Below are 25,093 nucleotides of genomic sequence, written 5' to 3'. Positions count from 1 at the left end.
GGGCTGCGCCACCGGGTGCGAACGGGGGTTCGCACCGGTTGGCGAAGGCCGGGGTGAAAAAGGTCTAGCTCGAGGGCTCGGGGCGTTCGGTGCGCACGAGCACTGCACCCTTGGAGAGCGGACTCACGTTGCGCCGGTACTGCTGCAGCCAGCCGGTGTCGAAGGCCGGCGGCGGCGCCTGCCAGTCGGCGCGGCGGGCCTGGAGTTCGGCGTCGGTCAGCGCGATGTCGAGGCGGCGTGCGTCGAGGTCGATGGTGATCACGTCGCCGTCACGCACCAGCCCTAGCGGTCCGCCGAGCGCGGCTTCGGGCGACACCTCGGCCACCACGAGCCCCTTGCAGACGAGGCCCGAGAGATGCCCGTCAGTGAGCAGCGCGACCTGGTCGCCGAGGCCCGCGCCATCCACGGCGAAGACCACGCGCGATGCCCCGCCGCCCATGGCCGGGCCACCGCAGGCGCCGGCGCCGCGCATCACGACCACCTGGCCGGGCACGATCTCGCCCTTCTTCAGCGCTGCGATGGCCGCGTCCGAAGTCCAGAAGCACACGGCCGGGCCGGTGAAGCGCCGCACCTTGCGCTCTGCGATGCCGGTCTTGATGAGGCCCGACTCGGGCGCGAGGTTGCCGCGCAGCAGCACGATGGCCGGCAGCGGTGCGACCGGGCGATCGATGGGGCGGATCACTTCTGCATCGGCCACTTCAGCGTTGCGCAGGTTCCCGGCCACGGTGCCGCCGGTAACCGTCAGCGCGCTGGTATCGAGCAAGGGCTCGAGCTGCTTCATCAGCGCACGGCAACCGCCCGCTGCCTCGAAGGCTTCGATGGAATGCTCGCCGATGGGCCGCACGCCGGCCAGCACCGGTGTCGTGGGGCCGAGGCTTTCGAAGAGGCCGTAGACGTCGACGCCGCACTCCCCCTCGGTCGACACCGCTTGCAAGTGCTTCGCCGTGTTGAGCGAGCCGCCGACGGAAAGCACCGCACGCACCGCGTTGACGAAAGCGCCGGGCGAGAGGATGTCGCGCGGCTTCAGGTCGTCCCACACCATCTGCACGATGCGTGTGCCTGCCGCGCGCACGTCGGCCATCATCTTCGGGCTGAGCGCCGCCACCGGTGCACTGCCCGGCAAAGCCATGCCGAGCGCTTCGCAGACGATGTGCATCGAGTTCGCGGTGCCCAGGCCCGAGCACACGCCGGGCCCGCGAATCGCTTCGCGGCTCATGCCCACGAGTTCCTCAATCGGCAGGTTCCCCGTGACGGCGTGCATCGCGCCGATGAACACCTCCTCGATGTCCATGTGCTTGCCGCGGTACTCGCCGCTGGGCTGGTAGCCGCAGGGCACCAGCAGCGTCGGAATGTTGAGCCGCGCCGCAGCCATGAGCTGGCCCGGCACGGTCTTGTCGCACGAGGTGAGGCACACCATGCCGTCGAGCTGCGCGCCTTCGACAGCCACCTCGATGTCGTTGGTGACCAAATCGCGCGCGCCGAGCATGTAGGCGCCGCGCGCACCGGCGCCGGTGATGAAGTCGCTGGGCGCGGCGGTACGGATCTCGAAGGGAATGCCGCCCGCGGCACGGATCGCAGCCTTTATTTCCCCCGCCACGCGGTCGAGGTGGCTGAAGCAGGCGGCCAGCTCCGACGAACTGTTGACGACGGCGATCTTGGGTTTCTCGCAATCCTCTTCCGGAATGCCGAGTGCGCGCCAATGCGCATTGCGCACCGACCACAGGTAGGAGCCGCGCGGGAAGTTGCTGCGCAAGGGGCGGGTCATGGGCGGTCTCCGAGTTTGTTTTTCTTGGTGATCTCGATCACGCCGCGGTCGGCGTCCACGCGGACCCAGTCGCCGGTTTCGATGCATTCGAGCGGGTCGCGCTCGAAATCGGTCATCGATGGCGAGTGCGTGACCACGGCGCCCAACGCCATCTTGGTCGTCATCTCGTTGAAGAGGAACGCTGCCGGCGCCGAGTTCATGAGCCGCGTCATGTGGAACATCGCCGACCAGCCCGATGAGCCCTTGGCTCCCGGAAACACCAGCACCTTGCCCGCGAAGCTCTGGCCGCGCAGTTCGTGCCGCGTCTCGATGACGGTGCCGGTGCGCGGGTCGATGCCGCCCCAGCCCGAGATGCGGTCGCGCGTGACCAGCGCTTCGCCCTCAGCCACGCCGCCCACCACCTTGCGGCCGCGGATGACGATGGTTGTTTCGGTCATGACTGCGTCGCTCATGCGTAGCCCCCGTTCCAGCGGCCGGTGCAGGCGGCATCGATGCATTCGGCCGTGCTGCCGAACCAGGCCTGCACGCCGAGGATGGCGGGCAGGTAGTGAGCCTGCTTGGCCGAGTCGAGCGCCACGGTCTTCGTGCCCTTGGGCACGGCGCGGCTCATGGCGGAACAGCTGTCGCTCATGATGATTCCGCCCGCGTCTTCGATGATCTTCGTGTAGCCGTTGCGATCGGCCAGCGACTTGATGGCGCGCGGCGTGAAGATCCATAGCTCGCAACTCGGATGCACCTTTCGCCCTTCGATGAGCTGCGCGGCTTCCCAGATCTGCTCGATGGTGTAGTGCGGACAGCCCAGCATCACGTACTGGATTTCCGAGTCCTTACCCGTGACGTTGATCTTCTCGTAGGTGGCGCGGCGCTCCGCCTCGCCGTAGCGCAGCACCTCGACCGGCGCGCGCCCACCAAGTGCCTGTTCGAGCGTCAGCGCCTCGGGCGTGATGCCGGCGATGTGATACATCTCCACGCCGCCCGAAGACGACGCGGCGGCACCGAAGTGCTTGAGCCGCGGCAGGTTCGGCACGCGACCGATGCCGCGCTTGCTGTGCACCACCGGCACGCGCTCCTGCACGTGTTCGCCGATGTAGTAGCCGAGCAGGCCCCAGTCCTGCACCGACTCGACCTCGATGTCGAGCTCGACCACGTGCGTGGCGCGGCGGTTCTCGTCGAGGTGGTAGCCCCAGTACGGAATGCGGCCGGTGAGCATGGCGGCGCCGGTGCTCTCGCGGCCTTCGGTGTTGGTGCGCGCTCCGAGCACCGAATTGCAATACACCACCGCCGAAGACTCCATCCACGCACAGTGCTCGCCGCGCGTCGGGATGTTGCCCACCTGGTAGGGCGTGCAGGTGTTCATGATCTGCGCGCCCAGGCCGGCGGCGTGCCGCTCGCTCCTGTTGTAGAACTGGACGATCTCCTCGCTCACGCCCATGCGCTCTGGCTGGCCGGGGTCGAAGCCCAGTTGCAGGTGGCTGGTGAAAACCTTGAACTTGGGAATCTCGACGGTCTCCTGGCTGTCGAGGCTGAACTCGGAGAACACCGCGTCCATGCCGCCGCCCTTGGCGAGCGCGAAGTCGCGCTGGAAGGGCGTGGTCGAGGTGATGGTGGCGCAGACGTTGCGCGTCTCGACCAGCCGCTCGGCGCCCAATGCTTCGCCGTAGCGCATCAGCAGGTCCATCGCCTTCTGCACGGCCGGGCCGTCACGGCCGTCGTACATGGCTTTTTCTTCATCGCTCAGGTGCATGGCCTGTGTCTCCGTTCTTCTGTGTCGTGGGGGTTGCCCCCGGGCCGGGCCTGCTAGCCCGGCGAGGGTGTGGGCACGTGGCCGCCGATATCGCGCGCGATGGTGAGCGCGATGTCGTGCAGGCGCGGTGCGAGTTCGTTGCGCAGGCGCTCCTCGGTAAAGACGAAGGCAGCGCCGCCGCCGTTGAGCGCCATCACTTCGCCGTCCGGCCCGATGAGGGGCACCGACACCGAGTTGATCTCGCGGTGGAATTCGCCGAGCGACAGGCAGTAGCCCAGCCGCTTCGATTCGCCGATGGCGCGGTTCATGTTGGGCGCGATGCTGTCCCACTCGGGGCCGCGCAGCAGGCGCATCGAATCGATCAGTTGGTTGCGCTGCGCCTCGGGCAATGCCGAAAGGTACGAGCGGCCGAGCGCCGAGTTGGCCAGCGGCGCGCGCGAGCCCACGTCGAGCCGCGCCGAGAGCATCGACGAGCGCGGGCGGCAGGCTTCGATGAGCACCATCTCCATGCCGTCGCGGATTGCGAGGTAGACCGAGGCGCCCACCTCCTCCGCCATCGCCTGCATGCTGGGCCGCGCGGCGGCGCGCACGTCGAGGCTGCCGAGGAACACGCGCGACAGCGACACCACGCCCGGCCCGAGCATGAAGCGGTCGGCCGCCTGTGCGGGCTTGAGCATGCCCAGCGAGAGCAGCGTGGCGACCAGCCGGTTGACGGTGGGGCGCGGAATGCCGGTGATGCGCGCAATGTCGGCATGGCCCAGCACCGGGCGTTCTTCGCTGAAGCAGCGCAGCACCGAGATGCCGCGCTCCAGCGCGCTCACGGTGTCGGAACGCTCGCCGCGCGCATCGGCCGGTTCAGCTGCGGAAAAGGAGGTGTCGTTTTTTTCAGTGGACATGGAGGGACCCTTTGCAAGACTCTTCTCAGGACTCTCCAATGTAGAGGCTTGCGAAGAGAGGGCGTCCGGGGTCATGGCCAATGGCTCAGGCGCCGGCTTCGGCCGTTGCAGGCGACACCGCGCCCTGCCCAACTCCGGGTGCACCGGCTCGCAGGTACACGCCCTGGGCCAGCAGCTCGGACTGCAGCGCACCCACGTCGATGAAGCGCGGCGCAATGCCGTCGCGCGACGCCAGCGCCGCCGCCACGCCCGCAGCCTGGCCGGTGATCCAGCACTGCGGAATCTCGCGCATGAAGCCGTGCGAATTGCGATCGCACGAGATGTGGCGCCCGCAGGCCAGCAGGCCGTCGAGCTTCTGCGGCACCAGCGCGCCGTAGGGAATGGAGATGTTCGGAAACTTGGGCGACACCGCGGGCGACACGCCGATCTCGTCCGCCAGCGGCACGCCATTGGGCCACTGGCTGCGCAGCACCGCACCCACGCCGCTCAGGCGCCTCGCATGGCGCACGCCGATCTGCGGCGCGCTCAGCATCAGATAGGCATCCTCGAAGCCCGGCGCATGGGCGCGGAAGTAGTCGAGGTGCGCGGCCATGGCGCGGTGCGAGCGGACTTCCACGGCAGTGAGGTCGTCCACGTCGAGCGCCGAGTAGCCCGACTGGCGCGGCCCCATGAACAGCGCCACGTCGTTGCGCCACGAGACGAAGGGCCGCTCGAACAGGCCGCATTGCTCGCGGCCGCCCGCCATGAAGGCGGTGAAGGCTTCGGGCTGGCCAGCCTTGAATTCGATCCATCGGTTCATGTCCACGCCGCCGAACAGCCACGAGGTGTTCATGCAGTGGTGCACGTCGGCCTCTTCGATGTCGTTCACGTAGTCGGCGCCGGCGCGGGCGAACAGGTCGCCGTCGCCGGTGGCGTCGACCACCACGTCGGCCATGATGGCCATGCGGCCTTCCTTGCTCTCGAAGACCACTCCCTTGACGGCGCCGTCCTGCACGATGGGAATGGCGGCCCACGAGTGGTAGATGAGCTTGACCTTGCGCTCCAGCACGATCTCTTGCGACAGCAGCTTCAGGCGCTCGGGGTCGATGGTGGGCGACCAGGTGACGACGCCGTGGTATGCGGCCGTGCGCTGCGACCAGTGCGCGGCCTTGGCCGTGTCCTGCGAGCCCCAGTCTTCGCGCTGCGGGCCGGCGATGGCGTCGGCGGGCAGGCGGTCGAACAGTTCTTCGGCAAAGCCGCGGATCACCAGCTTGCCTTCCCAGTCGGTCATGCGGTCGATCCAGATGACAAGGCCGCCGGTCGAGAGGCCGCCCAGGTGGTTGTAGCGCTCCAGCAGCGCCACGTCGGCACCCGCACGGGCGGCAGCAGCAGCGGCCGCCGTGCCCGAGGGGCCGCCTCCGACCACCAGCACGCCGCAGCGGTGATAGACCGGAATGCTCTTGCCGGGCTCGGCCCAGCTGCCGTGGTCAGGCCGCTTGACGCGGCTGTCGCGGTCGAAGATGTCGGAGGACAGGATGCGCTCGTCGGTGCGGACGACAGTTTTCATGAATGCGTTCTCGGCTTGGCTTGTTTCGTCGTATTTTGATTTCATTTTCCATTTTGTCAAACTCAAAAGCCACATATTTGGGGTATTCCCTAGTGAATATGGATTTTTATGGTTTTCAAGATCAATATAGAAAGAGAAATCCAACGGAGACATCGATGAAGAAACTTCACGGCACCCGCCGTGCCTTTGGCTCGGCCCTCAGTGCCGCAGCCCTGCTGGGCCTTGCGCCCCTTGCCGTGGCGCAGGACTTTCCGGCGCGCGGCAAGCCCATCCGCATCGTCGTGGGCTTCACCGCCGGCGGCGGCACCGACGCGCAGGCGCGCATCGTGGCGCAGAAGCTCGGCGAGGTGCTGGGCACCAGCGTGATCGTCGACAACAAGCCCGGCGCCAGCACCATGCTGGCGGCCAACGAGGTGTCGCGCGCCCTGCCCGACGGCTACACGCTGCTGTACGCGCCCTCGTCCACCATGGCGCAGAACCCGCACACCTTCGCCCAGGTGCCCTACGACCCGTTCAAGGACTTCACCGCCATCTCGATGGGCGGGCGCGGGCCGCTGGTGCTGTCGCTGAGCACCACCGTGCCGGTGAACAACGTGAAGGAACTGGTGGCCTACGTGAAGGCGCACCCGGGCAAGGTGAGCTATGCCTCGTTCGGCGCGGGTACCTCGTCGCACATCTACGGCGAGGCCTTCGTGAAGAAGACCGGCATCGACGCGGTGCACATCCCGTACAAGGGCGGCTCCGACGCGGCGAAAGACCTGATCGGCGGGCGCGTGCAGTACATGTTCGACTCGGCCTCGTCGGCCATCATCACCTCGGCCACGGGCAAGGTGAAGATCCTCGCGGTGGCCGCCAGCGCACGCATTGCCGCGTTGCCCGACGTACCCACCTTCGCCGAGCAGGGCTACGCGGGGCTCGACCTGCCAAGCTGGCTGGGCTTCTACGGGCCGGCGCGCATGCCGGCGCCGGTGGTCGAAAAGCTCAACACGGCGCTCGCGAAGGTGCTGGCGATGCCGCAGGTGCGCGATTTCTATCGCAGCGGCGGCTACGAGGCCGGTGGCACCACGCCGGAGGAATTCGCCGGCATCACGCGATCGACCTACGACAGCTGGGGCGCGATGGTGCAGCAGGTCGGGTTGGCCAAACAATGAGCGGCATGCGCTCCCTTTTTGATCGCCGCCGTTTTGCCGCCTGGCTTGCGCTCGGTGCGGCCTTGCCGCTGCTGGCAGCGCACGCCGCCGCGCCCTTTCCGGACAAGGGCCGCACCATCCGCATCGTGCTGGGCCTGGCGGCCGGTGGTGCGTCGGACTCGCAGGCGCGCTTCGTCGCCAACAAGCTCGGCGAGGTGCTGCAGACGCCGGTGATCGTCGAGAACCGGCCGGGCGCGAGCTTCATCCTCGCGACGGAAGAAGTGATCCGCGCCGCGCCCGACGGCTACACCTTCATGTACGCGCCCTCCTCCGTGGTCGCGCAGAACCCGCAGACACTGGCGCAGGTGCGCTACGACCCGTTCAAGGACCTGACGCCGATCTCGCTGGGCGCGCGCGGGCCGCTGGTGCTGACCGTGCATGCGAGCGTGCCGGCGCGCACGGTGCAGGAACTGGTGGCGTACATCAAGGCCAACCCGGGAAAGATGAGCTACGCCTCCTTCGGCACCGGCACCTCGTCGCACATCTACGGCGAGGCCTTCGCGCAGCAGGCCGGGCTGGACGTGGTGCACGTGCCCTACAAGGGCGGCGCCGACGCGGCCAAGGACTTTCTCGCGGGCCGCGTGCAGTACTACTTCGATGCGGCGCCCAACGCCATCCAGAACACGGCGACCGGCAAGGTGCGCATGCTGGCCGTGGCGGCACCGAAGCGCAGCCCGATGCTGCCCGACGTGCCCACCATGGGCGAACAGGGCGTGAGCGGCGTGGACATGCCGAGCTGGCTGGGTTTCTACGGGCCGGCGCGCATGCCGGCACCGGTGGTCGAGAAGCTGCATGCCGCGCTGGCGCAGGTGCTGGCGATGCCGGCCACGCGCGACTTCTTCCGCCAGGGTGCGTACGAGGCCGAGTCGTCGAGCCCCGCAGAACTGGCCGCGCTGACGCGCGCGACCTACGAGCAGTGGGGCGACATCATCCGCAAGCTGGGGCTGGTGAAGCAGCAGCAATAGGGTTCAGCGAAAGAACTCCAGCAGCTGCGCGTTGACTTCATCGGCGCGCTCGTACTGCGCCCAGTGCCCGGCGCCGTCGATCACCACGCCTTCGCGCCCCGGCCCTTCGGCCACCAGCTGAGCCACCAGCGGGCGCGGGTCGGCGGTGACGTCGAACTCGCCCCACAGCAGCAGCGTGGGCAAGCCCAGCGCATTCAGCGCCTGCTGCAGCCCACCCGACTGCGACACCTCCTTGCTGCGAAAGCGGGTGCCGTGGCAGGAGATGTCGTGGATCTCGAAGCCCAGCGCGTCGATGGCGGCCGGCTCGTGCAGCATCAGCGCGGCCAGGTTGTTCAGCAGCGCGGCGCGCTCCGCCTCGCGGTCGGGGGCAGCACGCCAGTTGATCATCTGCGCCGTCATTCGCCGCAGCGTGCCGTGGCCGCCGCTGCCGACAAGCGCGAAGCGGCGGATGGCGCCGCGCTGCACCGCGAAGCGCGCTGCGGTCAGGCCACCGAATGAAAAACCGCCCAGGTCGATGGGCGTGCCCACGCCTATGAGCTGGTCGAGCGTGCCACCGAGCGCATCAAGCAGCGGCGGCAGCGAGTCTTCACCCGACGCCACGCGCGGCGGCGCATCGGACTCATTGAAGCCCGGCATGTCGGGCAGCCACAGCGTGCGGCCGGCCGACAGCGCCTCGGCGTTGCGCAGCCAGTGCATCCAGCTGCCATGGCCGCCGTGCAGCAGCACCAGCGGGGGCCGGGTCGTGTCGGTGCCGAAGCGGCGCCAGCGCACGCGCACGCCTTCGTGCACCGGGTCGTGGTGGGTGGACAGCGCATCGACGCGGGCGATGAGGTCGCGGGCCTTGGTCTCTTCCTGTGTGGTCATGGCAGCATCCGCTGGAGTTCAGCCTCGCCGTCGAAAAACTGGTGCTTGAGCGCGCCCAGCACGTGCAGCGCGAAGAGCACGTAAAGCACATAGCCCGCCCAGGTGTGCACGCCGCCCAACACGGTGTGCCAGGTTTCCTTCATGGCGGGCTCGATGGCCATGATCCAGCCGATGCGCGGCCATTCGAACAGGCCGAAGAGCTGCATCGGGTGGGTGTCCGCATCTTTCCAGGCCGAGTCGTGCATCCAGCCCGACAGCGGCAGCAGGATCATCAGCAGATACAGGGCGCCGTGGGCCGCATGCGCCGCGAAGCGTTCGAGCGCGCCGTACGAGCCCGGCATGGCCGGCGGCTTGTGCGTGGCGCGCCACAGGAGCCGCAAAATCACAAGGCCCAGCACCGTGATGCCGATCGACTTGTGGGTGTCGACGGCCGGGCGCACCCAGTCGTCAGGGTAATAGTCGACCAGCAGGATCAGGGCGATGTTGACGACCATGAGCACGGCTATCAGCCAGTGCAGCGCTATGGCGGTTCGGGTGTAGCGGGTTTGTGCGAGCATGCGGGGAATTTTCGGGCGTGGGCCGACTCAGTCGATGACGCGTGCGATTGTCCCGGCTTTGCCTTGGGACTTTCGAAACCGCAGGCCGAGTTTTTGCGTATCGACAACGAACCACCGACCGACAGCCGCCCGGGCACCTTCTCTTGAACGATCCTCTCCAAAGCGCCTTCGTGGCCGCATCGCCGCGCCTGTCTCCACCCAGCACGCCGCTGCGAAGCTGGCTCATTCACGGGAGCGTGCTCGTGCTGTGGGCATTGCTCTTCGCCATGGCCTTCAAGGTCGGCAATGTCGGGGCCTGGTCGGTGGGCGTGGCCTACGTGCTTTACGACACCGTGCTGCTGCTGTTCGTCGCCTGGATGACGCTGCCGATCCTCCGCCCACGACTCTCGCCTTCCCCTGCGGCCGCGGTGAGGCGCAATACGCTGGGCGTGATCGTCGCCTCGCACAACGAAGCAGCCGTGCTGCCCGTGACGCTGGCCGCCCTGCTCGGCCAGACCGACGCACCCGACCGCATCGTGATCGCGGACGACGGCTCGACCGACGGCACGGCCGAACTGCTGACCACGCGCTACGGGCTCGTCGCGCCGGCTCTTGGTTCGCTGAGCGCTGCCAGCGCAACACACCCCTCTCTTTACTGGCTGCGCCTGCCGCACGGCGGCAAGGCGGTGGCGCTGAACGCAGCCGTCCTGTGCATCGACACCGATACCGTCCTCACGGTCGATGGCGACACGCTGCTCGACAGCCACGCCATCGGCGCCGTCCGCCGCGCCTTCTCCGAAGAGCCGAACCTCGTCGCAGCCACCGGCGTCATCACCCCGGTGTGCAGCCGCTCGCTGGCCGGCCGCTGCTTCCAGTGGTTCCAGACCTATGAGTACATCCGCAACTTCCTCTCGCGCTATGCATGGATGCGCGTCAACGGCCTGCTGCTGATCTCTGGCGCCTTTGCCGGCTTCCGTACCGATGCGGTGCGTGCCGTGGGCGGCTTCGACACCGACTGCCTGGTGGAAGACTACGAGCTCATCCATCGCCTGCACCGCCATGCGCAAGCGCACGGCCTGCCGTGGACGGTGCGCGTGCTGGGCGACGCACAGGCGCACACCGATGCACCGAGCAGCACCGGCGCCTTCCTGCGCCAGCGCCGCCGCTGGTTCGGCGGCTTCCTGCAGACGCAGTTCTGGTACCGCGCGATGGTCGGCGACCGGCGCTACGGCTGGCTCGGCGTCGCGATGCTGCCAGTGAAGGCCATTGACACGCTGCAGCCGCTCTACGGGCTGGCCGCCTTCGGGCTGCTGCTGATGTATCTGGTGCGCGGCAACTTCGGCGTGCTCGCGCCGGTGGCCGGCGTGATCGGCGCGAAGATCGTGCTCGACCTGGCCTTTCACCTGTGGTCGGTGTACCTGTACCGGCGCTGGATCGGGCACAGCAGCGAGGCGAACATGGCGCAAGCCTTCATGGCCGCGCTGGTCGAGCCATTCACCTTTCAGATCCTGCGCCACACGGGTGCGGCCTGGGGGTGGTGGACCTTCCTGACGGGGCGGGGTACGTGGGGGCGGCAGACGCGCGTCGGACTGGTCGATGCCGATGGGGTGCGGCGGGGCTAGGGCCACTCGGCGCTCATTTTGCGCAAAGTCGGCTAAGCGCCGGAGTCACTGGCAGAGCAGACTGTCGTGACGATTCATTCTGCGAACGCACGATGACTTTGCGCCACCTTCTTTCCGTTGCCGCCCTCTGTCTTTTCACCACGCTGACGCAGGCTGCGGGCTTCCGCTTCATCGAGGTGCCGGCTGACGCTAACGGCCCGGCGTTGCACGGCGCCGTGTGGTCGCCCTGCGATGCGCCCGCGGGCAAGATCGTGCTCGATCTGCTGGTCATCGACGGCGTCAAGAACTGCCCGGTCTCCGGCTCGCAGTTGCCCCTGGTCGTGATCTCTCATGGCTACGGAGGCTCCTTCTTCGATCAGCGCGACACCGCCGATACGCTGGCCAATGCGGGTTTCGTGGTCGCTGCCATCGACCACTCGGACGACAACTATCAGATTCGCGGCGGCCCGAACGACAAGATCTCGGCGCTCGCAACGCGAACGACCGACATCAAGCGGCTGATCGACTACATGCTCCAGCAATGGCGAGGACATGCATCGCTTGCCGCCGACAAGATCGGCTTCTATGGCTTTTCAAGGGGCGGCTACACGGGCCTTGTGCTCGGTGGCGCGCGTCCGGATTTCCAGCGCATCCCTCTCCCGCCGTCGTCCCCATGCGTATTGGCGCCGGAAAGCCCGGCGTGCGGACTCATCAGGCAGAGATTCCAGGAACTGCTCGCTTCGCCGCTGACCCGTGACAGCCGCATCAAGGCGATCGTGATCGCTGACCCGCTCAGCGTGGTCTTCGACGCCGAGGGTCTGAAAAACGTGGCTGTTCCGATCCAGCTCTGGTCCTCCGCTTACGGCGGCGATGGCGTCACGCCCGAAAGCGTGGCCGCGGTTCGCCGCAATCTGCCTGCGGCGCCGGACTGGCATGTAGTGGAAAACGCCACGCACTTCGGCTTCGTTCTGCCCTGCCCGCCGGCCTTGCTCGAATCGAAGCCGGAGATCTGCCGCGACCGGCCTGGCTTCGACCGTTCGGCCTTTCATGCCGACTTCAATGCCCGGGTACTCGCCTTCTTCAGGCAGCACCTCAAGGCCTAGGCTCTACTCAAGCGCCGAAGCGGAAGCTCGACACCACCAAGCCGCCCATGAAAGCGTCTTCGTGATAGACCCGCTCGCCGGATTCACTTTCGGCTGCCCCGACGGCCACCATCAACGGAATCAGATGCTCTTCACGCGGATGCGCCATGCGCGCCGCCGGGGCTGAATCCCAGTCGAGCAGTTGCGCGCTGCGCTCGCCGGCGGAGCTCTTCACCACCGCCGCGTCGAGCCAGTCGTCGAAAGCCTTCGACACGCCGTGTGCCTGCGGGCCAAAGTTGCGCAGGTTGTGATAGCTCAGCCCGCTGCCGACGATCAGCACGTTCTCGTCGCGCAGCGGCGCGATGGCACGGCCCAGCGCCAAATGTTCGGCCGGGTCGAGCCCGCGCCGCAGTGACAGCTGCACCACCGGCACGTCGGCCTTCGGGTACATCGCGGCCATCGGCGCGAACATGCCGTGGTCGTAGCCGCGCTCGGGGTCGATCTGCACCGGCAGGCCGGCGGCGGCAATCAGCGACTGCACGCGCCGCGCGAGTTCGGGCGAGCCCGGCGAGTCGTAGTGCACCTCGTAGGTGTGGGCCGGGAAGCCGCCGTAGTCGTAAATCATCGGCGGCTTGGGGTTGCCCTGCACCGTGAAGGCGGGCGCCTCCCAATGCGCCGACACCATGAGGATGGCGCTGGGCGTGCGGCCGATCTGGCGTGGCATGTCGGCCAGCGAGGCGGCGAGCTGGTCGTAGGTCGGGCCCATTTCCTTCTTCATCCAGGGCCAGGGGCCGCCGCCGTGCGAGATGAAGTACGTGGGCAGGCGCGAAGTGTTGTTCGCGGTGGTGTTGTCGTGGGTCAAGCCGATGCTCCTTGAAAGCGTTGCATCGACTGTAGACATTTCCTGCAGGGAAATCGACAGGCTACGATGCATCGAATCAGTTCCTCACAGGAAAGCTTCAAGAATGTTCACATGGACCGGATGACCAGCCTGCGCGTGTTCCGCGAAGTCGTGGAGGCGGGCAGTTTCGTGGCCGCGGCCGAGCGGCTGGGCCTGTCGCCGCCAATGGCCAGCAAGCACGTGGCACAGCTCGAGAAGTCGCTCGGTGCGCGACTGCTGCACCGCTCCAGCCGCCACTTGAGCCTGACCGAGGCCGGCACCGCCTGGTACGAGCAGAGCTGCCGAGCGCTCGACCTGCTCGACGCGGCCGAAGCCGCCATCGGCCAGACGCACGACACGCCACGCGGCCAGCTCAAGGTGAGCGCGCCGGTGTGGTGCGCCACGCCGCGTTTCGCCCGGGTGCTGGCCGACTACCGCGAGAAGTACCCCGAGGTGCTGGTCGACATGCACCTGGAAAACCGCAAGGTCGATCTTGCAGCCGACGGCTACGACCTGGCCTTGCGCGCCACGCAGGAACCCTCGCCCGCATTGATCGCCAGGCCGCTGTGCCGCGTGCCCTTCTTCCTGGCGGGCACACCGGCCTACCTGAAGCGCATGGGCGGCGCGCCCGAAGTGCCGGCCGACCTCGCGAAGCTGGGCGCCATCGTGCCGAGCTACGTGAACCTGGACAACCTCGCGCTCAAGGGCCTGGGCGGGCGGATGCTTCCGCTGCGGCTGGCGCCGGCCATGCGCTCTGACGACACCACGCTCACGCTGCATGCGGTGCACGCGGACATGGGGATCGCCTTCATGCCGCTGTGGCTGATCGACGATGACATCGCGCAGGGCCGGCTGGTGCGGCTGCTGCCGGAATTCGAGTCAACGCCCGTCACGCTCTTCGCGGTGTACACCAGCAGGCAGTACATGTCGCCCAAGCTGCGTACTTTCATCGACTTCCTGGGCGAGCGGCTGGGCCTGGATGCGCCACAGAACGCACCTTTTCGGGGCAAGGTCATGCAGGCGCGGCTAAAGTCCTGAGCTCTCCGGGAGACTCTGTCCTTGTTCCGCTTCTTCGAAAAACTACTCCACCCTTACCCTGCCGCCGAACCCCCGTTGCCGCCGCAGGGCTTCTTCGCCTTTCTCTGGGCCTGCACGCACGGCGTGCGCGGCAAGATCGCGGCGATGGCGGTGCTCACCGCCGTCATGTCGATCTTCGAGGCGGCGCTGTTCGCGATCCTCGGGCGCATCGTCGACTGGCTCGGCGGACAGGTGCCTGCGCGCCTGTGGGAAGACCGCGGCACCACGCTCATGTGGCTGGCCGCGTTCCTGGTGATCAGCATCGGCGTGGTCGCGCTGCAAACCATCGTGAAGCACCAGACGCTCGCGGTGAACCTGCCGATGCGCCTTCGCTGGAACTTCCACCGGCTGATGCTGGGCCAGAGCATGGCCTTCTACCAGGACGAGTTCGCCGGCCGCATCACGGCCAAAGTGATGCAGACCGCGCTCGCGGTGCGCGAAACCGTGTTCGTGCTGGCCGATGTGCTGGTCGCCATGGCCGTGTACGTGGCCACCATGATCATCCTGGTGGGCGTGCTCGACGCGCAGCTGGTGTGGCCCTTCATCATCTGGCTGGCGCTGTACATCGGCTCGCTGGTGTACTTCGTGCCGCGCCTGGGCAAGGTCGGCAAGGCACAGGCCGACGCGCGCGCGCTGATGACCGGCCGCGTGACCGACGCCTACACCAACATCGCGACCGTCAAGCTGTTCTCGCACACGCAGCGCGAGGCCGGCTTTGCGCGCGACGCGATGCGCGAATTCATGCACACGGGCTACGGCCAGATGCGCCTCGTGAGCGCCTTCGAAATCGTCAACCACACGCTGAGCATGGGCCTCACGGCCGGCATGGCGGGCATGGCGCTGTGGCTGTGGTCGCACGGCGCGGTCGGCGTGGGTGCGGTGGCTGCGGCCACGGCAATGGCGCTGCGGCTGCAGGGCATGTCGCACTGGATCATGTGGGAGATGACCAGCCTGTTCGAGAACATCGGCACCGTGCAGGACGGCATGAAGACGCTGTCACGCCCACGCACCGTGCTCGATGCGGCCGATGCCACGGTGCTCGACGTGCCACGCGGCGAGGTGCGCTTCGAGCACGCCAGCTTCCGCTATGCCGACGCAGGCCGCCGCGTGATCGACGACCTGAACCTGACGGTGAAGCCCGGCGAGAAGATCGGCCTTGTCGGCCGCTCGGGCGCAGGCAAGTCGACGCTGGTGAACCTGCTGCTGCGCTTCCACGACCTGGAGAGCGGCCGCATCCTGATCGATGGGCAAGACATCGCGCACGTCACGCAGGACTCGCTGCGCAGCCACATCGGCATGGTCACGCAAGACACCTCGCTGATGCACCGCTCGGTGGCCGACAACATCGCCTATGGCCGGCCCGACGCCACGCACGAGCAGATCGAGGCGGCAGCCAGGCGCGCCGAAGCGCATGACTTCATCCAGACGCTGGGTGATGCGAGCGGGCGTCGCGGCTACGAGGCACATGTGGGCGAGCGCGGCGTGAAGCTCTCGGGCGGCCAACGCCAGCGCGTGGCCATCGCGCGCGTGATGCTGAAGGACGCGCCGATCCTGCTGCTCGACGAAGCCACCAGCGCGCTCGACTCGGAGGTCGAAGCCGCCATCCAGCAAAGCCTCTACACGCTGATGGAAGGCAAGACCGTGATCGCGATCGCGCACCGGCTGTCGACCATCGCCGCGATGGACCGGCTCATCGTGCTCGACGAAGGCCGCGTGGTGGAAGAAGGCGACCACCGTACGCTGATGGCGCAAGGCGGGCTGTATGCGCGGCTGTGGGCCCACCAGAGCGGCGGGTTCCTGGGCGACAGCCTGGAAGAAGACGAAGCCCTGCGCGCCTGACCGGTCTTCAGGTCGGCAATGCGCCGGCCTCGTACTGCGCAACGAACTCCCCGCTCGGCGGGATCGGCTTGATGACGTCGATCAGCACGCCGTTCGGGTCGCGCGTGATGAAGTGGCGCTGGCCGAAGGCCTCGTCGCGCAGCGGCAGCAGGATCGGCAGGCCGGCCGCCTTCAGCCGGTCGTGCACCGCGTCGGGGTCGTCCACCTCGAAGTTCAACAGCGTGCCGCCAGCCACCTGCCCGCGCGCGGCGGCCGGAATGGTTTCGTGCCTGCCATCGAGCACGGCGAGGTTCACCGAGGGCTCGTCCGCCAGTTGCAGGTGCACGTACCAGTCGCTCGTGAACAGCGGCGTGAAGCCGAAGTGCGCCTGGTAGAAGTTCGCCGTTCCCGCCACGTCGTTGGTCATGAGAACGGGGTAGTAGCTCGTCACTTTCACGATGAATCCTTTCATTTAACATACAGGCTGCATGTAAATTTGAATATAACTTACAGACAGACTGTATGTAAATGGCCGATTCACCTCCCCCAGTCCGAACCAACCGTGAACGCACGGAAACCACGCGCCTCGCGCTGATCGAGGCGGCGCGCGCGCTCTTCGTCGGCAAGGGCTACGGCGACACCTCGACGCCGGAGATTGCGACGGCCGCCGGCATCACCCGAGGCGCGCTGTACCACCACTTCGCGGACAAGCGCGACCTGTTCCGCCAGGTGCTGCTGCGCGAAGGCGAAGCCGTGGCCGCCGACATCGAGGCAGCCACGCCCGAGCAGCTCTCGCCGCGCGAGGCGCTGCTCGAAGGCAGCAAGGCTTATCTGAACGCGATGACGGTGCCGGGCCGCACACGGCTGCTGCTGATCGACGGGCCGGCGGTGCTGGGCATGGCGGAAGTCATGGCCATGGACGACGCGACCTCGGCGAAGTCGCTGCGACAGGGGTTGGAGCGCGCCGGCATGGGCAAGGGCGAGGCGTCGCTCGACGCCCTGACCCCGCTGCTCGCGGCGGCCTTCGACCGGGCCGCGCTGGCCATCGACGCAGGCGCGGACGTAGAGGAAACCCGCACGGCGATGCTTTGGCTGCTTGAGCGAGCGCTCGGCCCGGTCAGGAAACGCTGATGCGGGACATGTCGTGGGCCGACGCTTCGCACGCGCCTACAGCACGCGCCGTCCCCTGCCGACAGTGACGCCGCGAAGGCGGGGCAATGCTGGATTCATCTTCAACCCAGAGGAGTCCTCGCGTGAATTCCATCATCTACATCGTCGGTCTGGTCGTGGTAGTCGTAGCCGTGCTTTCGTTCTTCGGCCTTCGCTGAGACCGGGCACGCACCAACGACTCCCGCACCATGCAGAACGGGGCCGCTTGCGGCCCCGTTTCTCATCGTGGCCGCCCGAAGCTCGCCGGGCATAATTTGCGCGCCCCCGGCGCCGTGCGGGGCCTCATTGACCGATTGGCTGCAAAGGGACCCTGTTGACCAACACCGCGCTGCGCGAATCTGCTTTTCCGGATGCGGTGATCACCGAGGCGATCCGATGGACCGAACAGAACGGCCCGCTCGACGACGCACAAGCCCTGCGCATCGCCGCCTCGCGCACAGCCGATGCCCATGGGCAAGTCACCGAACGCGCGCTCCAGCTCGGCGAGCGCATCGGCCTGCAGCCTGAACTCGCCCGTGCCCGGCAGTGGGCGCCGTGGGTGCTGCTTGCGCTGGTGGCGCTGATCGTCATGGCCGGCCTCGGACTGGCGGGCAACGTGATCGGCGGCGGCGAGCGCCACATCAACGTGATCGTCGCGCTCGTGAGCCTGCTGGGCCTGCATGCGCTCACGCTGCTGCTGTGGCTCGTTGGCCTGTGGATGCCGCTCGGCTCGTTCAATACCGCATCGCTCGGCTGGATCTGGCTGTCGCTCACCGCGCGGGTGGCCGGCGGCAAGCGCGGACAGGCGCCGGTGCTGGTGCGTGCGGCCACGGGGCTGCTGTCTCGCGCGAAGCTGCTGCCGTGGGCCTTCGGGCTGGTGAGCCATGGCATCTGGTCGCTGTCGTTCGCCGTGGTGCTGGCCGCGATGCTGTTCGCGCTCGCGTTTCGCAGCTACACGCTGAGCTGGGAGACGACCATTCTTGACCCGGACTTCTTCGTGCGCGCGGTGCAGATGCTGGGCTGGGCGCCTGCGAAGCTTGGCTTTCCTGTGCCCGATGCCGCCACCGTGCTGGCCGCCACGCCCAGTGCCGCAGGCCAGCGCACATGGGCGATGTGGCTGACCGGCTGCATCGTGGTCTACGGCTTGCTGCCGCGCGTCTCACTCGTGCTGCTGAGCGCGTTCGTCTGGCAGCGCCGCCGCAAGGCGCTGCAGCCCGACTGGCGCGAGCCCTACTACCGCAAGCTGCTGGCCCGCTTCGCCGCGATGGCGCCGGCGGCCATCGTCGATGCCGATCCGGGCCGCACGCGCGGCGCCTTGCCCACGGGCCTGCCGGCCTCGGAACTGCATGACGCCCTCTTCGTCGTCGGTTTCGAACTGCCGCCCGACATGCCCTGGCCCCCGGTAGCCCTCCCCGCCGGCATGGCGACGCAGGCGCAGCGCATCGACGGCAGCGCCCCCGCGCGCCGCGCCCTGCTCGACCAACTGGCCCATGCCCATCCGCGCACGGTGCTGCTTGTGTGCCACGCCGCATCGAGCCCCGACCGCGGCACCGAGCGCTTCCTGCGCGAAGTTCTGGCGCATTGCGGCGAATGCCGCCTGTGGCTGGCCGACGCGCCCGGCGCGAGCGCCACGCAGCGTTGGCTCGACTGGCTGCGCGACACCGGCCTGGAGCGCATCACCGCCAGTGACCGCCTGGACATCGCCCTGCAAGAAAGCGCGATCGCCCCATGACGCAACAACCAATTCGCATCGCCGTCGTCGGCCACACCAACGCGGGCAAGACCTCGCTGCTGCGCACGCTCACGCGGCGCATCAGCTTCGGCGAGGTGTCGCAGCGCCCCGGCACCACACGCCATGTCGAATCGGTCGACCTCGACGTGAACGGCGAAACCGCCGTGCGCTTCTTCGACACGCCGGGCCTCGAAGACGCCGTCGCATTGCGCGAGCACCTTGCCGGCTTCGATGCACAGGCGACGCCCCCAGACCGCATCCGCCAGTTTTTGCAGGGCCCCGAGGCTCATGGCGTGTTCGAGCAGGAGGCCAAGGTGCTGCGCACCATGCTCGACATCGATGCGGCCTTTCTGGTCATCGACGTGCGCGAGCCGGTGCTGCCCAAGTTCCGCGACGAAATCGAGCTGCTCAACTCTTGCGCGCGCCCTGTGCTGCCGGTGTTGAATTTCGTGCGCGATGCCGCCAGCCGCGAGCCGGCGTGGAAAGAGCTGCTCTCGGCCTACGGCCTGCACGTGCAGGTGCGCTTCGACGCGGCGGCCCCTTTCGTCGGCGCCGAACAAGACCTGTACAACGACCTCGCCACGCTGCTGCGCGAGCGCCGTGATCTGCTGCGCGGCGTGGTCGATGCACTGGCCGACGAAGCTGCGCAGCGGCGCCAGTCCGCATGCACGCGCATCGCGGCGCTGCTGGTCGATGCCGCCGCGGTGCGCCGCACGGTGTCATCCACCGAATTCGCCGACGAGGCGCGCCGGCAGGCCCTCGTTTCCGCACTGCAGAAGGCCGTGTTCGACAAAGCCCAACGCTGCACCGACGACCTGCTCGCGCTCTACGGCTTTCGCCAGGGCGACGCTGACGAAGCCCCATTGCCGATGATCGAAGGCCGCTGGACGCTCGACTTCTTCAGCCCCGAAGCCATGAAGGACGCGGGCCTGCGCCTCGGCAAGGGCGCGGTCATCGGTGCGGCGGTGGGCGTGGTGGCCGACCTGGCCGTGGCCGGCATCTCGCTCGGCGCGGGCGCGGCGCTGGGTGGCGCCATCGGCGGTGCGGTGTCGCAGGGCTGGGGGCCGCTCGGCCGCAAGCTGGCCAACAAGTTGCGCGACGTGCACGAACTTACCGTGGAAGACGGTGTGCTGTTCACGCTGGTCGCATGGCAACTGAAGCTCACGCAGGCGCTGGAGCAGCGCGGCCATGCGGCCACGCAGCGCATCGCTGCCGAGTCGCCCGAAGACGGCGACGCTCCCACACGAGCCGCCGCGGCTGCGGTGCGCGGCGTGCAGCCGGCGCGCAACCATCCCGAGTGGGAAGCCAGCGGCAGCGCTACACGCAGCTTCTGGCGCCCCTCGCCCCAGCGCGAAGCGCTCGTGGCCGACCTGTCACAGGCGCTGCTGCGTGCTTTCGAAGCAGCGCCCTAATTCGCCAGCGCCTGCAGCTTTGCGTAGTCACCCGGCCGCGCGCCCACCTGCTCGGGCGTCGAGCGCTTGACGATCCGCTCCAGGAAAAGCTGCCGGTTGACCGGCGTCACGGTCATGCCCTTGTCGCGCAGGAATTTCTCGTCCTCGAGTTCGCCGGCGATCACACCAACGTTGGTCCACTTCGCGGTTTCCACGAGCACCTTCTCGACCATCGCCTGCTGCGGCGGTGTGAGCTTGGCCCACGCAGCCTTGCCGATGACGATGCCCAGCGTGTCGTAGACGTGCGCCGTCAGCAGCACGTACTTCTGCACTTCATAGAGCTTCTTCGACTTGACGATGTCCAGCGGGTTTTCCTGCGCCTCCACCTCGTTCTTCTTGAGCGAGCTGTAGAGGCTCATGAAAGGCAGCGTCACCGGCTTGGCGTCGAGCGCGGTGGCAAACAGCTGGTAGGCCGCGGCGGCGGGCACGTACAGGCGCAGGTCGCGGAAGTCTTCGGGCTTCGACAGCGGCTTGGCCGACGTGACCTGGCGCGCGCCGTAGTACACGGCGGCCACCATGCGGTTGCCGCTCCTTTCGTTGTAGCCCTTCATCAGGTCGGCCAGCAGCGGGCTCGCCAGGTACTTGCGCATGTGGGCGAGGTCCTTGAAGGCGAAGGGATAGTTCCCCAGGCTCAGCGGCGGATAGCCCTCGGCCAGCGTGGCCTGCCCGACGTAGGCGATCTGCACCGAGTCGTTCGCCAGCATCAGCGGAAAGTCGGCCTCCTGCCCCAGCTTGGAAGACGGCACCACCTCGATCTTGATCTTGCCGTCGGACTGCTCGGCGATCTTGCGCGCCGCAAGCTCTGCCTGCTGGTGAAAGATGCTCGTGGGCTCGTAGACATGGCCCCACTTGAACTGCAGCACCTGCGCATGGGCGGCCACCGCCCCTGCGAGCGCCATGCAAAGAACACCGGCGCGGCGCCATGGCAAGAAGCTTTTCATCGACTCTCCCTCGGGTTGAGAACAGTCCGGCCGTATGCAAGATCGACGCCATGGCAGCCGGCGGACGCCGGGCAAATGCGCCCGGCCCGGGAATCGTAAATATTTGCAACAAACATCGAAAGCGGGTTTGCCCGACTCCGGCCCGCGCGCCTACGATGCCAGCCCGACCAGAACCGGAGGAGACCCCGCATGTCGTTCTTGAATGCCTACGTGCTTCCGCTCACCGTGCTCGCCGCCCTTGGATCGGGGCTCATCGCGGGCCTGTTCTTCACCTTCTCGAACACCATCATGAAAGCGCTTTCGCGCATGCCGCCCGAGCAGGGCATGGCGGCAATGCAGCACATCAACGCCGTCATCCTCAACCCGCTGTTCCTCGGCATCTTCGTGGGCACTGCCCTGCTGGGCGTGGTGCTGGGGCTGCGGGCGGTGTTCGCGCCGGGCGGCTGGACCTCGGTCTGGCTGATCGTGGGTGCGCTCGCCTATGTGGTGGGCTCCTTCGCGCTGACGCGCATCGTCAACGTGCCGATGAACGATGCGCTAGCTCGGGCCGACGCCACTGCGGCCGTCGCGGCGGTGCAATGGCCGGCGTATGTGGAGCCGTGGCTGCGCTGGAACCATGTGCGCACGGTGGCTTCCATCGCGGCGGCGTTGGCGTTCATGATGGCGGCGATTCAACTGGGCCGAACCACCGCACCATGACGACCACGCTGCGCGCCATCCGCGCCGACATCACCACCCTGCCTGTCGACGCCATCGTCAACGCCGCCAACTCATCATTGCTCGGCGGCGGCGGAGTGGACGGCGCGATCCACCGCGCCGCCGGGCCGGAGCTGGTGCACGAATGCCGGCTGCTGGGCGGCTGCAAGACGGGCGATGCCAAGCTCACGAAGGGCTACCGCCTGCCTGCCCGCTTCATCATCCACACGGTCGGCCCGGTGTGGCGCGGCGGCGAGGCGGGCGAGCCCGAACTGCTCGCGTCGTGCTACCGGCGTTCGATGGCGCTCGCCGCTGAAAAAGGTGTACGCAGCATCGCGTTTCCGAGCATCAGCACCGGCATCTACGGCTACCCCGTCGAGCTGGCGGCGAAGGTTGCCGTGAACACCGTGCGCAATGCGCTGGCCGGCACCACGATCATTGAAGAAATCGTCTTCTGCTGCTTCTCTCCGGGCGACCTCGCGGTCTACGAAGCGGCCCTGGCCTAGCAAAAAATCATCCACAACAAGCCTCACACCCCATGTCTGAATCCCCCTTCGAGCCCGACGACAGCAACACAGGCATGCAAAAGGGCCTGACCAGCTACGGCGACCGCGGCTTCTCGCTTTTCCTGCGCAAGGCCTTCATCAAGGGCGCGGGCTACACCGACGCGGCGCTCGACCGCCCCGTGGTCGGCATCGCCAACACCGGCAGCGCCTACAACCCCTGCCACGGCAACGCGCCGCAGCTCATCGAGGCCGTCAAGCGCGGCGTGATGCTCGCGGGCGGGCTGCCGATGGACTTTCCGACCATCTCGGTGCACGAGAGCTTCGCCGCGCCGACCAGCATGTACCTGCGCAACCTGATGTCGATGGACACCGAGGAGATGGTGCGCGCGCAACCCATGGACGCCGTGGTGCTCATCGGCGGCTGTGACAAGACGGTGCCAGCGCAGCTCATGGGCGCGGCCTCCGCGGGCCTGCCGTCGATCCAGCTCATCACCGGATCGATGCTCACGGGCAGCCACCGCGGCGAGCGCGTGGGCGCCTGCACCGACTGCCGGCGCTACTGGGGCAGGTACCGCGCGGGTGAGATCGACGCCGAGGAAACCGCCGACGTCAACAACCAGCTGGTCGCAAGCGTGGGCACCTGCTCGGTCATGGGCACGGCCAGCACCATGGCCTGCATCGCCGAGGCGCTGGGCATGACGATGCCGGGCGGCGCCTCGCCGCCGGCAGTCACGGCCGACCGCATCCGCATCGCCGAGCAGACCGGCGCTCAGGCCGTGCAGATCGCGCGCGACCACCTCACCATCGACAAGGTGCTGACTCCCGCCGCCTTCGAGAACGCGATGCGCGTGCTGCTGGCCATCGGCGGCTCGACCAACGGCATCGTGCACCTCGCGGCCATTGCCGGCCGAATGGGCCTGGACATCGACCTGCTCGCGCTCGACCGCATGGGCCGCGAAACACCGGTGCTGCTCGACCTGAAGCCCTCGGGCCAGCACTACATGGAAGACTTCCACGCCGCAGGCGGCATGGCCACGCTGCTGCGCGAACTCAAGCCGCTGCTGCACCTCGATGCGCTCACGGTCACCGGCCGCACGCTGGGCGAAGAAATCGAGCGCGCCGGGCCGGGCTTCAGGCAGGACGTGGTGCGGCCCGCCAGCCAGCCGATCTATCCGCAGGGCGGCATCGCGGTGCTGTGGGGCAACCTGGCGCCGGGCGGCGCGATCATCAAGCAGTCGGCCGCCGACCCGGCGCTGATGGAGCACGAGGGCCGCGCCGTGGTCTTCGAGAACGCCGAAGACCTGGTGCAGCGCATCGACAGCGACGCGCTCGACGTCACGCCGCAAGACGTACTGGTGCTCAAGAACATCGGCCCCAAGGGCGCGCCGGGCATGCCCGAGGCGGGCTACATCCCCATCCCGCGCAAGCTTGCGCGTGCCGGCGTGAAAGACATCGTGCGCATCTCCGACGGCCGCATGAGCGGCACCGCCTTCGGCACCATCGTGCTGCACGTGACGCCCGAGTCGGCCATCGGCGGGCCGCTGGCCTACGTGCGCAGCGGCGACCGCATCAGGCTCAGCGTGGCCAAGCGCGAGATCTCGCTGCTGGTGACGGACGAAGAACTGGCGCGCCGCGCGAAGGAAACGACGGTGGTCGAACCCACCGCCGAGCGTGGCTACAAGAAGCTGTTCCTGCAGACCGTGATGCAGGCCGACAAGGGCGTGGACTTCGACTTTCTCCGGGCGCCGAGCACCGTGGGGAAGGTGCCACGATAGCGCGCATGACCAACGACTTCTACGACGAACTCGCGCCGCTCTATCACCTGATCTATCCGGACTGGAACGAGAGCATCCGCCTGCAGGGCGACAGGCTCTCACAGCTCATCGAGGCTGAATGGCCCGGCAGTGGCGCGCATCGCAAGGTGCTCGACGTTTCATGCGGCATCGGCACGCAAACGCTCGGGCTCGCCGCGCTCGGCCACGCGGTGACGGCCTCCGACCTGTCGGCCAACGAGATCGAACGCGCGCGGCACGAGGCGCGCCTGCGCGGCCTCGACGTCGCTTTCTCGGTGTGCGACATGCGCGAGGCACACACGCACCATGGCAGCGGCTTCGACATCGTGATGTCCTGCGACAACTCGATGCCGCATCTGCAGACCGACGCCGACCTGCTGACAGCCCTGCGCCAGATGACCGCCTGCCTGCGCCCGGGTGGTGGCTGCGTCGTCACCGTGCGCGACTACGCGAAGGAAGAGCGCGGCAGCAACCTCGTGAAGCACTACGGCGCGCGCGTGGAGAATGGACAGCGCCACGTGCTGTTCCAGGTCTGGGATTTCGATGGCGGGGGCACGGGCGAACACTACGACCTGGGCTTCTTCTTCGTCACGGAAGACCTCGCCACGCATGCCGTGAGCACGCGCGTGATGCGCTCGCGCTACTACGCCATATCGACGATGCGGCTGTGCGAGCTCATGCAAGAAGCGGGGCTGAAGGACGTGCGGCGCATCGACGGCGCGTTCTTCCAGCCAGTGCTGGTGGGCACACGGCCCTGAACCTGCGCCCGGCATCGGGGAGTGTTTGCCGGTCACTGTCCCGTCACGGGGCAAACCTAGCATCCGGCGGCTTTCGTTTCTCTTTCAACAAACACTCGAAAAC

23 protein-coding genes are annotated in these 25,093 nt (G+C 67.7%); 13 read left to right on the top strand and 10 right to left on the bottom strand.

Going from position 1 to position 25,093, the window contains the following annotated elements; all coding sequences use genetic code 11:
• Positions 1-64: 64 nt before the first annotated feature.
• From ilvD to ACSFBF_RS00480, 5 genes are all read right to left on the bottom strand, one after another.
• Positions 65-1,765 (bottom strand): dihydroxy-acid dehydratase, encoded by a 1,701-nt coding sequence (gene ilvD / locus ACSFBF_RS00500; protein ID WP_435464395.1) that lies wholly within the window; start codon positions 1,763-1,765, stop codon positions 65-67.
• Positions 1,762-2,217: an aconitase X swivel domain-containing protein gene (locus ACSFBF_RS00495; RefSeq protein WP_435464393.1), complete on the bottom strand. Its 456-nt coding sequence runs from the start codon at positions 2,215-2,217 to the stop codon at positions 1,762-1,764. Before ACSFBF_RS00495 ends, ilvD begins: the two co-directional genes overlap by 4 nt.
• Positions 2,214-3,509: an aconitase X gene (locus ACSFBF_RS00490; protein ID WP_307615490.1), complete on the bottom strand. Its 1,296-nt coding sequence runs from the start codon at positions 3,507-3,509 to the stop codon at positions 2,214-2,216. Before ACSFBF_RS00490 ends, ACSFBF_RS00495 begins: the two co-directional genes overlap by 4 nt.
• Positions 3,510-3,562: 53 nt before the next feature.
• Positions 3,563-4,405, bottom strand: coding sequence for an IclR family transcriptional regulator (locus tag ACSFBF_RS00485; protein WP_435464391.1), 843 nt, complete (start codon positions 4,403-4,405; stop codon positions 3,563-3,565).
• Between the two features lie 85 nt (positions 4,406-4,490).
• Complete coding sequence (locus ACSFBF_RS00480; RefSeq protein WP_435464390.1) at positions 4,491-5,951, bottom strand: FAD-dependent oxidoreductase; 1,461 nt, start codon at positions 5,949-5,951, stop codon at positions 4,491-4,493.
• 155 nt (positions 5,952-6,106) lie between these two features.
• On the opposite strand from ACSFBF_RS00480, the gene ACSFBF_RS00475 reads away from it, so the two are divergent.
• On the top strand, positions 6,107-7,102 hold the full coding sequence (locus tag ACSFBF_RS00475; RefSeq protein ID WP_435464388.1) for a Bug family tripartite tricarboxylate transporter substrate binding protein: 996 nt from the start codon (positions 6,107-6,109) through the stop codon (positions 7,100-7,102).
• 5 nt (positions 7,103-7,107) lie between these two features.
• Positions 7,108-8,106, top strand: a complete 999-nt coding sequence (locus ACSFBF_RS00470) for a Bug family tripartite tricarboxylate transporter substrate binding protein (RefSeq protein WP_435464386.1) — start codon at positions 7,108-7,110, stop codon at positions 8,104-8,106.
• A 3-nt stretch (positions 8,107-8,109) separates the two neighbouring features.
• Here ACSFBF_RS00470 and ACSFBF_RS00465 read toward each other — a convergent pair whose 3' ends face one another.
• Together ACSFBF_RS00465 and ACSFBF_RS00460 are read right to left on the bottom strand one after the other, a co-directional pair.
• Positions 8,110-8,970 (bottom strand): alpha/beta fold hydrolase, encoded by an 861-nt coding sequence (locus ACSFBF_RS00465; protein ID WP_435464385.1) that lies wholly within the window; start codon positions 8,968-8,970, stop codon positions 8,110-8,112.
• Positions 8,967-9,527 carry a cytochrome b gene (locus ACSFBF_RS00460; RefSeq protein ID WP_435464383.1) on the bottom strand — a complete coding sequence of 187 codons (561 nt, stop codon included), beginning with the start codon at positions 9,525-9,527 and terminating at the stop codon, positions 8,967-8,969. Before ACSFBF_RS00460 ends, ACSFBF_RS00465 begins: the two co-directional genes overlap by 4 nt.
• A 143-nt stretch (positions 9,528-9,670) precedes the next feature.
• Between ACSFBF_RS00460 and ACSFBF_RS00455 the strand changes: the two genes are divergently transcribed.
• Both ACSFBF_RS00455 and ACSFBF_RS00450 read left to right on the top strand, forming a co-directional pair.
• The gene (locus tag ACSFBF_RS00455) at positions 9,671-11,128 is read left to right on the top strand and encodes a glycosyltransferase family 2 protein (RefSeq protein ID WP_435464381.1); all 1,458 of its coding nucleotides are present in this window, start codon (positions 9,671-9,673) and stop codon (positions 11,126-11,128) included.
• A 92-nt stretch (positions 11,129-11,220) separates the two neighbouring features.
• On the top strand, positions 11,221-12,210 hold the full coding sequence (locus tag ACSFBF_RS00450) for an alpha/beta hydrolase family protein (protein ID WP_435464379.1): 990 nt from the start codon (positions 11,221-11,223) through the stop codon (positions 12,208-12,210).
• A 7-nt stretch (positions 12,211-12,217) separates the two neighbouring features.
• On the opposite strand, the gene ACSFBF_RS00445 is transcribed toward ACSFBF_RS00450, so the two are convergent.
• Positions 12,218-13,051 carry a DODA-type extradiol aromatic ring-opening family dioxygenase gene (locus tag ACSFBF_RS00445; protein ID WP_435464377.1) on the bottom strand — a complete coding sequence of 278 codons (834 nt, stop codon included), beginning with the start codon at positions 13,049-13,051 and terminating at the stop codon, positions 12,218-12,220.
• A gap of 111 nt (positions 13,052-13,162) precedes the next feature.
• Here ACSFBF_RS00445 and ACSFBF_RS00440 point away from each other — a divergent pair, with 111 nt between their 5' ends.
• Positions 13,163-14,107, top strand: a complete 945-nt coding sequence (locus ACSFBF_RS00440) for a LysR family transcriptional regulator (protein WP_435464375.1) — start codon at positions 13,163-13,165, stop codon at positions 14,105-14,107.
• 21 nt (positions 14,108-14,128) lie between these two features.
• A complete protein-coding gene (locus tag ACSFBF_RS00435) occupies positions 14,129-15,985 on the top strand; it encodes an ABC transporter ATP-binding protein (protein WP_435464374.1) in 1,857 nt (618 codons plus the stop codon).
• A 7-nt stretch (positions 15,986-15,992) separates the two neighbouring features.
• Here ACSFBF_RS00435 and ACSFBF_RS00430 read toward each other — a convergent pair whose 3' ends face one another.
• Positions 15,993-16,421, bottom strand: a complete 429-nt coding sequence (locus ACSFBF_RS00430) for a VOC family protein (RefSeq protein ID WP_435464372.1) — start codon at positions 16,419-16,421, stop codon at positions 15,993-15,995.
• Positions 16,422-16,492: 71 nt separating this feature from the next.
• Here ACSFBF_RS00430 and ACSFBF_RS00425 point away from each other — a divergent pair, with 71 nt between their 5' ends.
• The 3 genes from ACSFBF_RS00425 to ACSFBF_RS00415 all read left to right on the top strand — a co-directional run bounded on the left by ACSFBF_RS00425 (position 16,493) and on the right by ACSFBF_RS00415 (position 20,257).
• On the top strand, positions 16,493-17,095 hold the full coding sequence (locus tag ACSFBF_RS00425; RefSeq protein ID WP_435464371.1) for a TetR/AcrR family transcriptional regulator: 603 nt from the start codon (positions 16,493-16,495) through the stop codon (positions 17,093-17,095).
• A 352-nt stretch (positions 17,096-17,447) separates the two neighbouring features.
• Positions 17,448-18,845 carry a DUF2868 domain-containing protein gene (locus ACSFBF_RS00420; RefSeq protein WP_435464370.1) on the top strand — a complete coding sequence of 466 codons (1,398 nt, stop codon included), beginning with the start codon at positions 17,448-17,450 and terminating at the stop codon, positions 18,843-18,845.
• Positions 18,842-20,257 (top strand): GTPase/DUF3482 domain-containing protein, encoded by a 1,416-nt coding sequence (locus tag ACSFBF_RS00415; protein ID WP_435464368.1) that lies wholly within the window; start codon positions 18,842-18,844, stop codon positions 20,255-20,257. The genes ACSFBF_RS00420 and ACSFBF_RS00415 overlap by 4 nt, the downstream gene beginning before the upstream one ends.
• On the opposite strand, the gene ACSFBF_RS00410 is transcribed toward ACSFBF_RS00415, so the two are convergent.
• Positions 20,254-21,237: a sialic acid TRAP transporter substrate-binding protein SiaP gene (locus ACSFBF_RS00410; protein ID WP_435464367.1), complete on the bottom strand. Its 984-nt coding sequence runs from the start codon at positions 21,235-21,237 to the stop codon at positions 20,254-20,256. The genes ACSFBF_RS00415 and ACSFBF_RS00410 overlap by 4 nt on opposite strands.
• Before the next feature lie 189 nt (positions 21,238-21,426).
• Here ACSFBF_RS00410 and ACSFBF_RS00405 point away from each other — a divergent pair, with 189 nt between their 5' ends.
• Genes ACSFBF_RS00405 through ACSFBF_RS00390 form a run of 4 tightly spaced genes read left to right on the top strand, consistent with a single transcriptional unit; the run spans position 21,427 to position 24,990 of the window.
• Positions 21,427-21,936 (top strand): anthrone oxygenase family protein, encoded by a 510-nt coding sequence (locus tag ACSFBF_RS00405; protein ID WP_435464365.1) that lies wholly within the window; start codon positions 21,427-21,429, stop codon positions 21,934-21,936.
• Positions 21,933-22,439 carry an O-acetyl-ADP-ribose deacetylase gene (locus tag ACSFBF_RS00400; protein WP_435464364.1) on the top strand — a complete coding sequence of 169 codons (507 nt, stop codon included), beginning with the start codon at positions 21,933-21,935 and terminating at the stop codon, positions 22,437-22,439. Before ACSFBF_RS00405 ends, ACSFBF_RS00400 begins: the two co-directional genes overlap by 4 nt.
• A gap of 32 nt (positions 22,440-22,471) precedes the next feature.
• A complete protein-coding gene (locus ACSFBF_RS00395; RefSeq protein ID WP_435464362.1) occupies positions 22,472-24,214 on the top strand; it encodes an IlvD/Edd family dehydratase in 1,743 nt (580 codons plus the stop codon).
• A 5-nt stretch (positions 24,215-24,219) separates the two neighbouring features.
• Complete coding sequence (locus ACSFBF_RS00390; protein ID WP_435464361.1) at positions 24,220-24,990, top strand: class I SAM-dependent methyltransferase; 771 nt, start codon at positions 24,220-24,222, stop codon at positions 24,988-24,990.
• Positions 24,991-25,093 lie beyond the last annotated feature (103 nt).

Origin of the sequence: Variovorax nivicola, assembly GCF_051216475.1 — a bacterium.
Classification (GTDB): domain Bacteria; phylum Pseudomonadota; class Gammaproteobacteria; order Burkholderiales; family Burkholderiaceae_C; genus Variovorax.
This window is presented reverse-complemented; position numbering and strand designations above follow the sequence as displayed.

Excerpts from the sequence above, each read along its gene's own strand:
- ilvD (WP_435464395.1), bottom strand. The coding sequence starts at position 1,765 with ATGACCCGCCCCTTGCGCAGCAACTTCCCGCGCGGCTCCTACCTGTGG.
- ACSFBF_RS00495 (WP_435464393.1), bottom strand. The coding sequence starts at position 2,217 with ATGAGCGACGCAGTCATGACCGAAACAACCATCGTCATCCGCGGCCGC.
- ACSFBF_RS00490 (WP_307615490.1), bottom strand. The coding sequence starts at position 3,509 with ATGCACCTGAGCGATGAAGAAAAAGCCATGTACGACGGCCGTGACGGC.
- ACSFBF_RS00485 (WP_435464391.1), bottom strand. The coding sequence starts at position 4,405 with ATGTCCACTGAAAAAAACGACACCTCCTTTTCCGCAGCTGAACCGGCC.
- ACSFBF_RS00480 (WP_435464390.1), bottom strand. The coding sequence starts at position 5,951 with ATGAAAACTGTCGTCCGCACCGACGAGCGCATCCTGTCCTCCGACATC.
- ACSFBF_RS00475 (WP_435464388.1), top strand. The coding sequence starts at position 6,107 with ATGAAGAAACTTCACGGCACCCGCCGTGCCTTTGGCTCGGCCCTCAGT.
- ACSFBF_RS00470 (WP_435464386.1), top strand. The coding sequence starts at position 7,108 with ATGCGCTCCCTTTTTGATCGCCGCCGTTTTGCCGCCTGGCTTGCGCTC.
- ACSFBF_RS00465 (WP_435464385.1), bottom strand. The coding sequence starts at position 8,970 with ATGACCACACAGGAAGAGACCAAGGCCCGCGACCTCATCGCCCGCGTC.
- ACSFBF_RS00460 (WP_435464383.1), bottom strand. The coding sequence starts at position 9,527 with ATGCTCGCACAAACCCGCTACACCCGAACCGCCATAGCGCTGCACTGG.
- ACSFBF_RS00450 (WP_435464379.1), top strand. The coding sequence starts at position 11,221 with ATGACTTTGCGCCACCTTCTTTCCGTTGCCGCCCTCTGTCTTTTCACC.
- ACSFBF_RS00440 (WP_435464375.1), top strand. The coding sequence starts at position 13,163 with ATGGACCGGATGACCAGCCTGCGCGTGTTCCGCGAAGTCGTGGAGGCG.
- ACSFBF_RS00425 (WP_435464371.1), top strand. The coding sequence starts at position 16,493 with ATGGCCGATTCACCTCCCCCAGTCCGAACCAACCGTGAACGCACGGAA.
- ACSFBF_RS00415 (WP_435464368.1), top strand. The coding sequence starts at position 18,842 with ATGACGCAACAACCAATTCGCATCGCCGTCGTCGGCCACACCAACGCG.
- ACSFBF_RS00410 (WP_435464367.1), bottom strand. The coding sequence starts at position 21,237 with ATGAAAAGCTTCTTGCCATGGCGCCGCGCCGGTGTTCTTTGCATGGCG.
- ACSFBF_RS00405 (WP_435464365.1), top strand. The coding sequence starts at position 21,427 with ATGTCGTTCTTGAATGCCTACGTGCTTCCGCTCACCGTGCTCGCCGCC.
- ACSFBF_RS00400 (WP_435464364.1), top strand. The coding sequence starts at position 21,933 with ATGACGACCACGCTGCGCGCCATCCGCGCCGACATCACCACCCTGCCT.
- ACSFBF_RS00395 (WP_435464362.1), top strand. The coding sequence starts at position 22,472 with ATGTCTGAATCCCCCTTCGAGCCCGACGACAGCAACACAGGCATGCAA.
- ACSFBF_RS00390 (WP_435464361.1), top strand. The coding sequence starts at position 24,220 with ATGACCAACGACTTCTACGACGAACTCGCGCCGCTCTATCACCTGATC.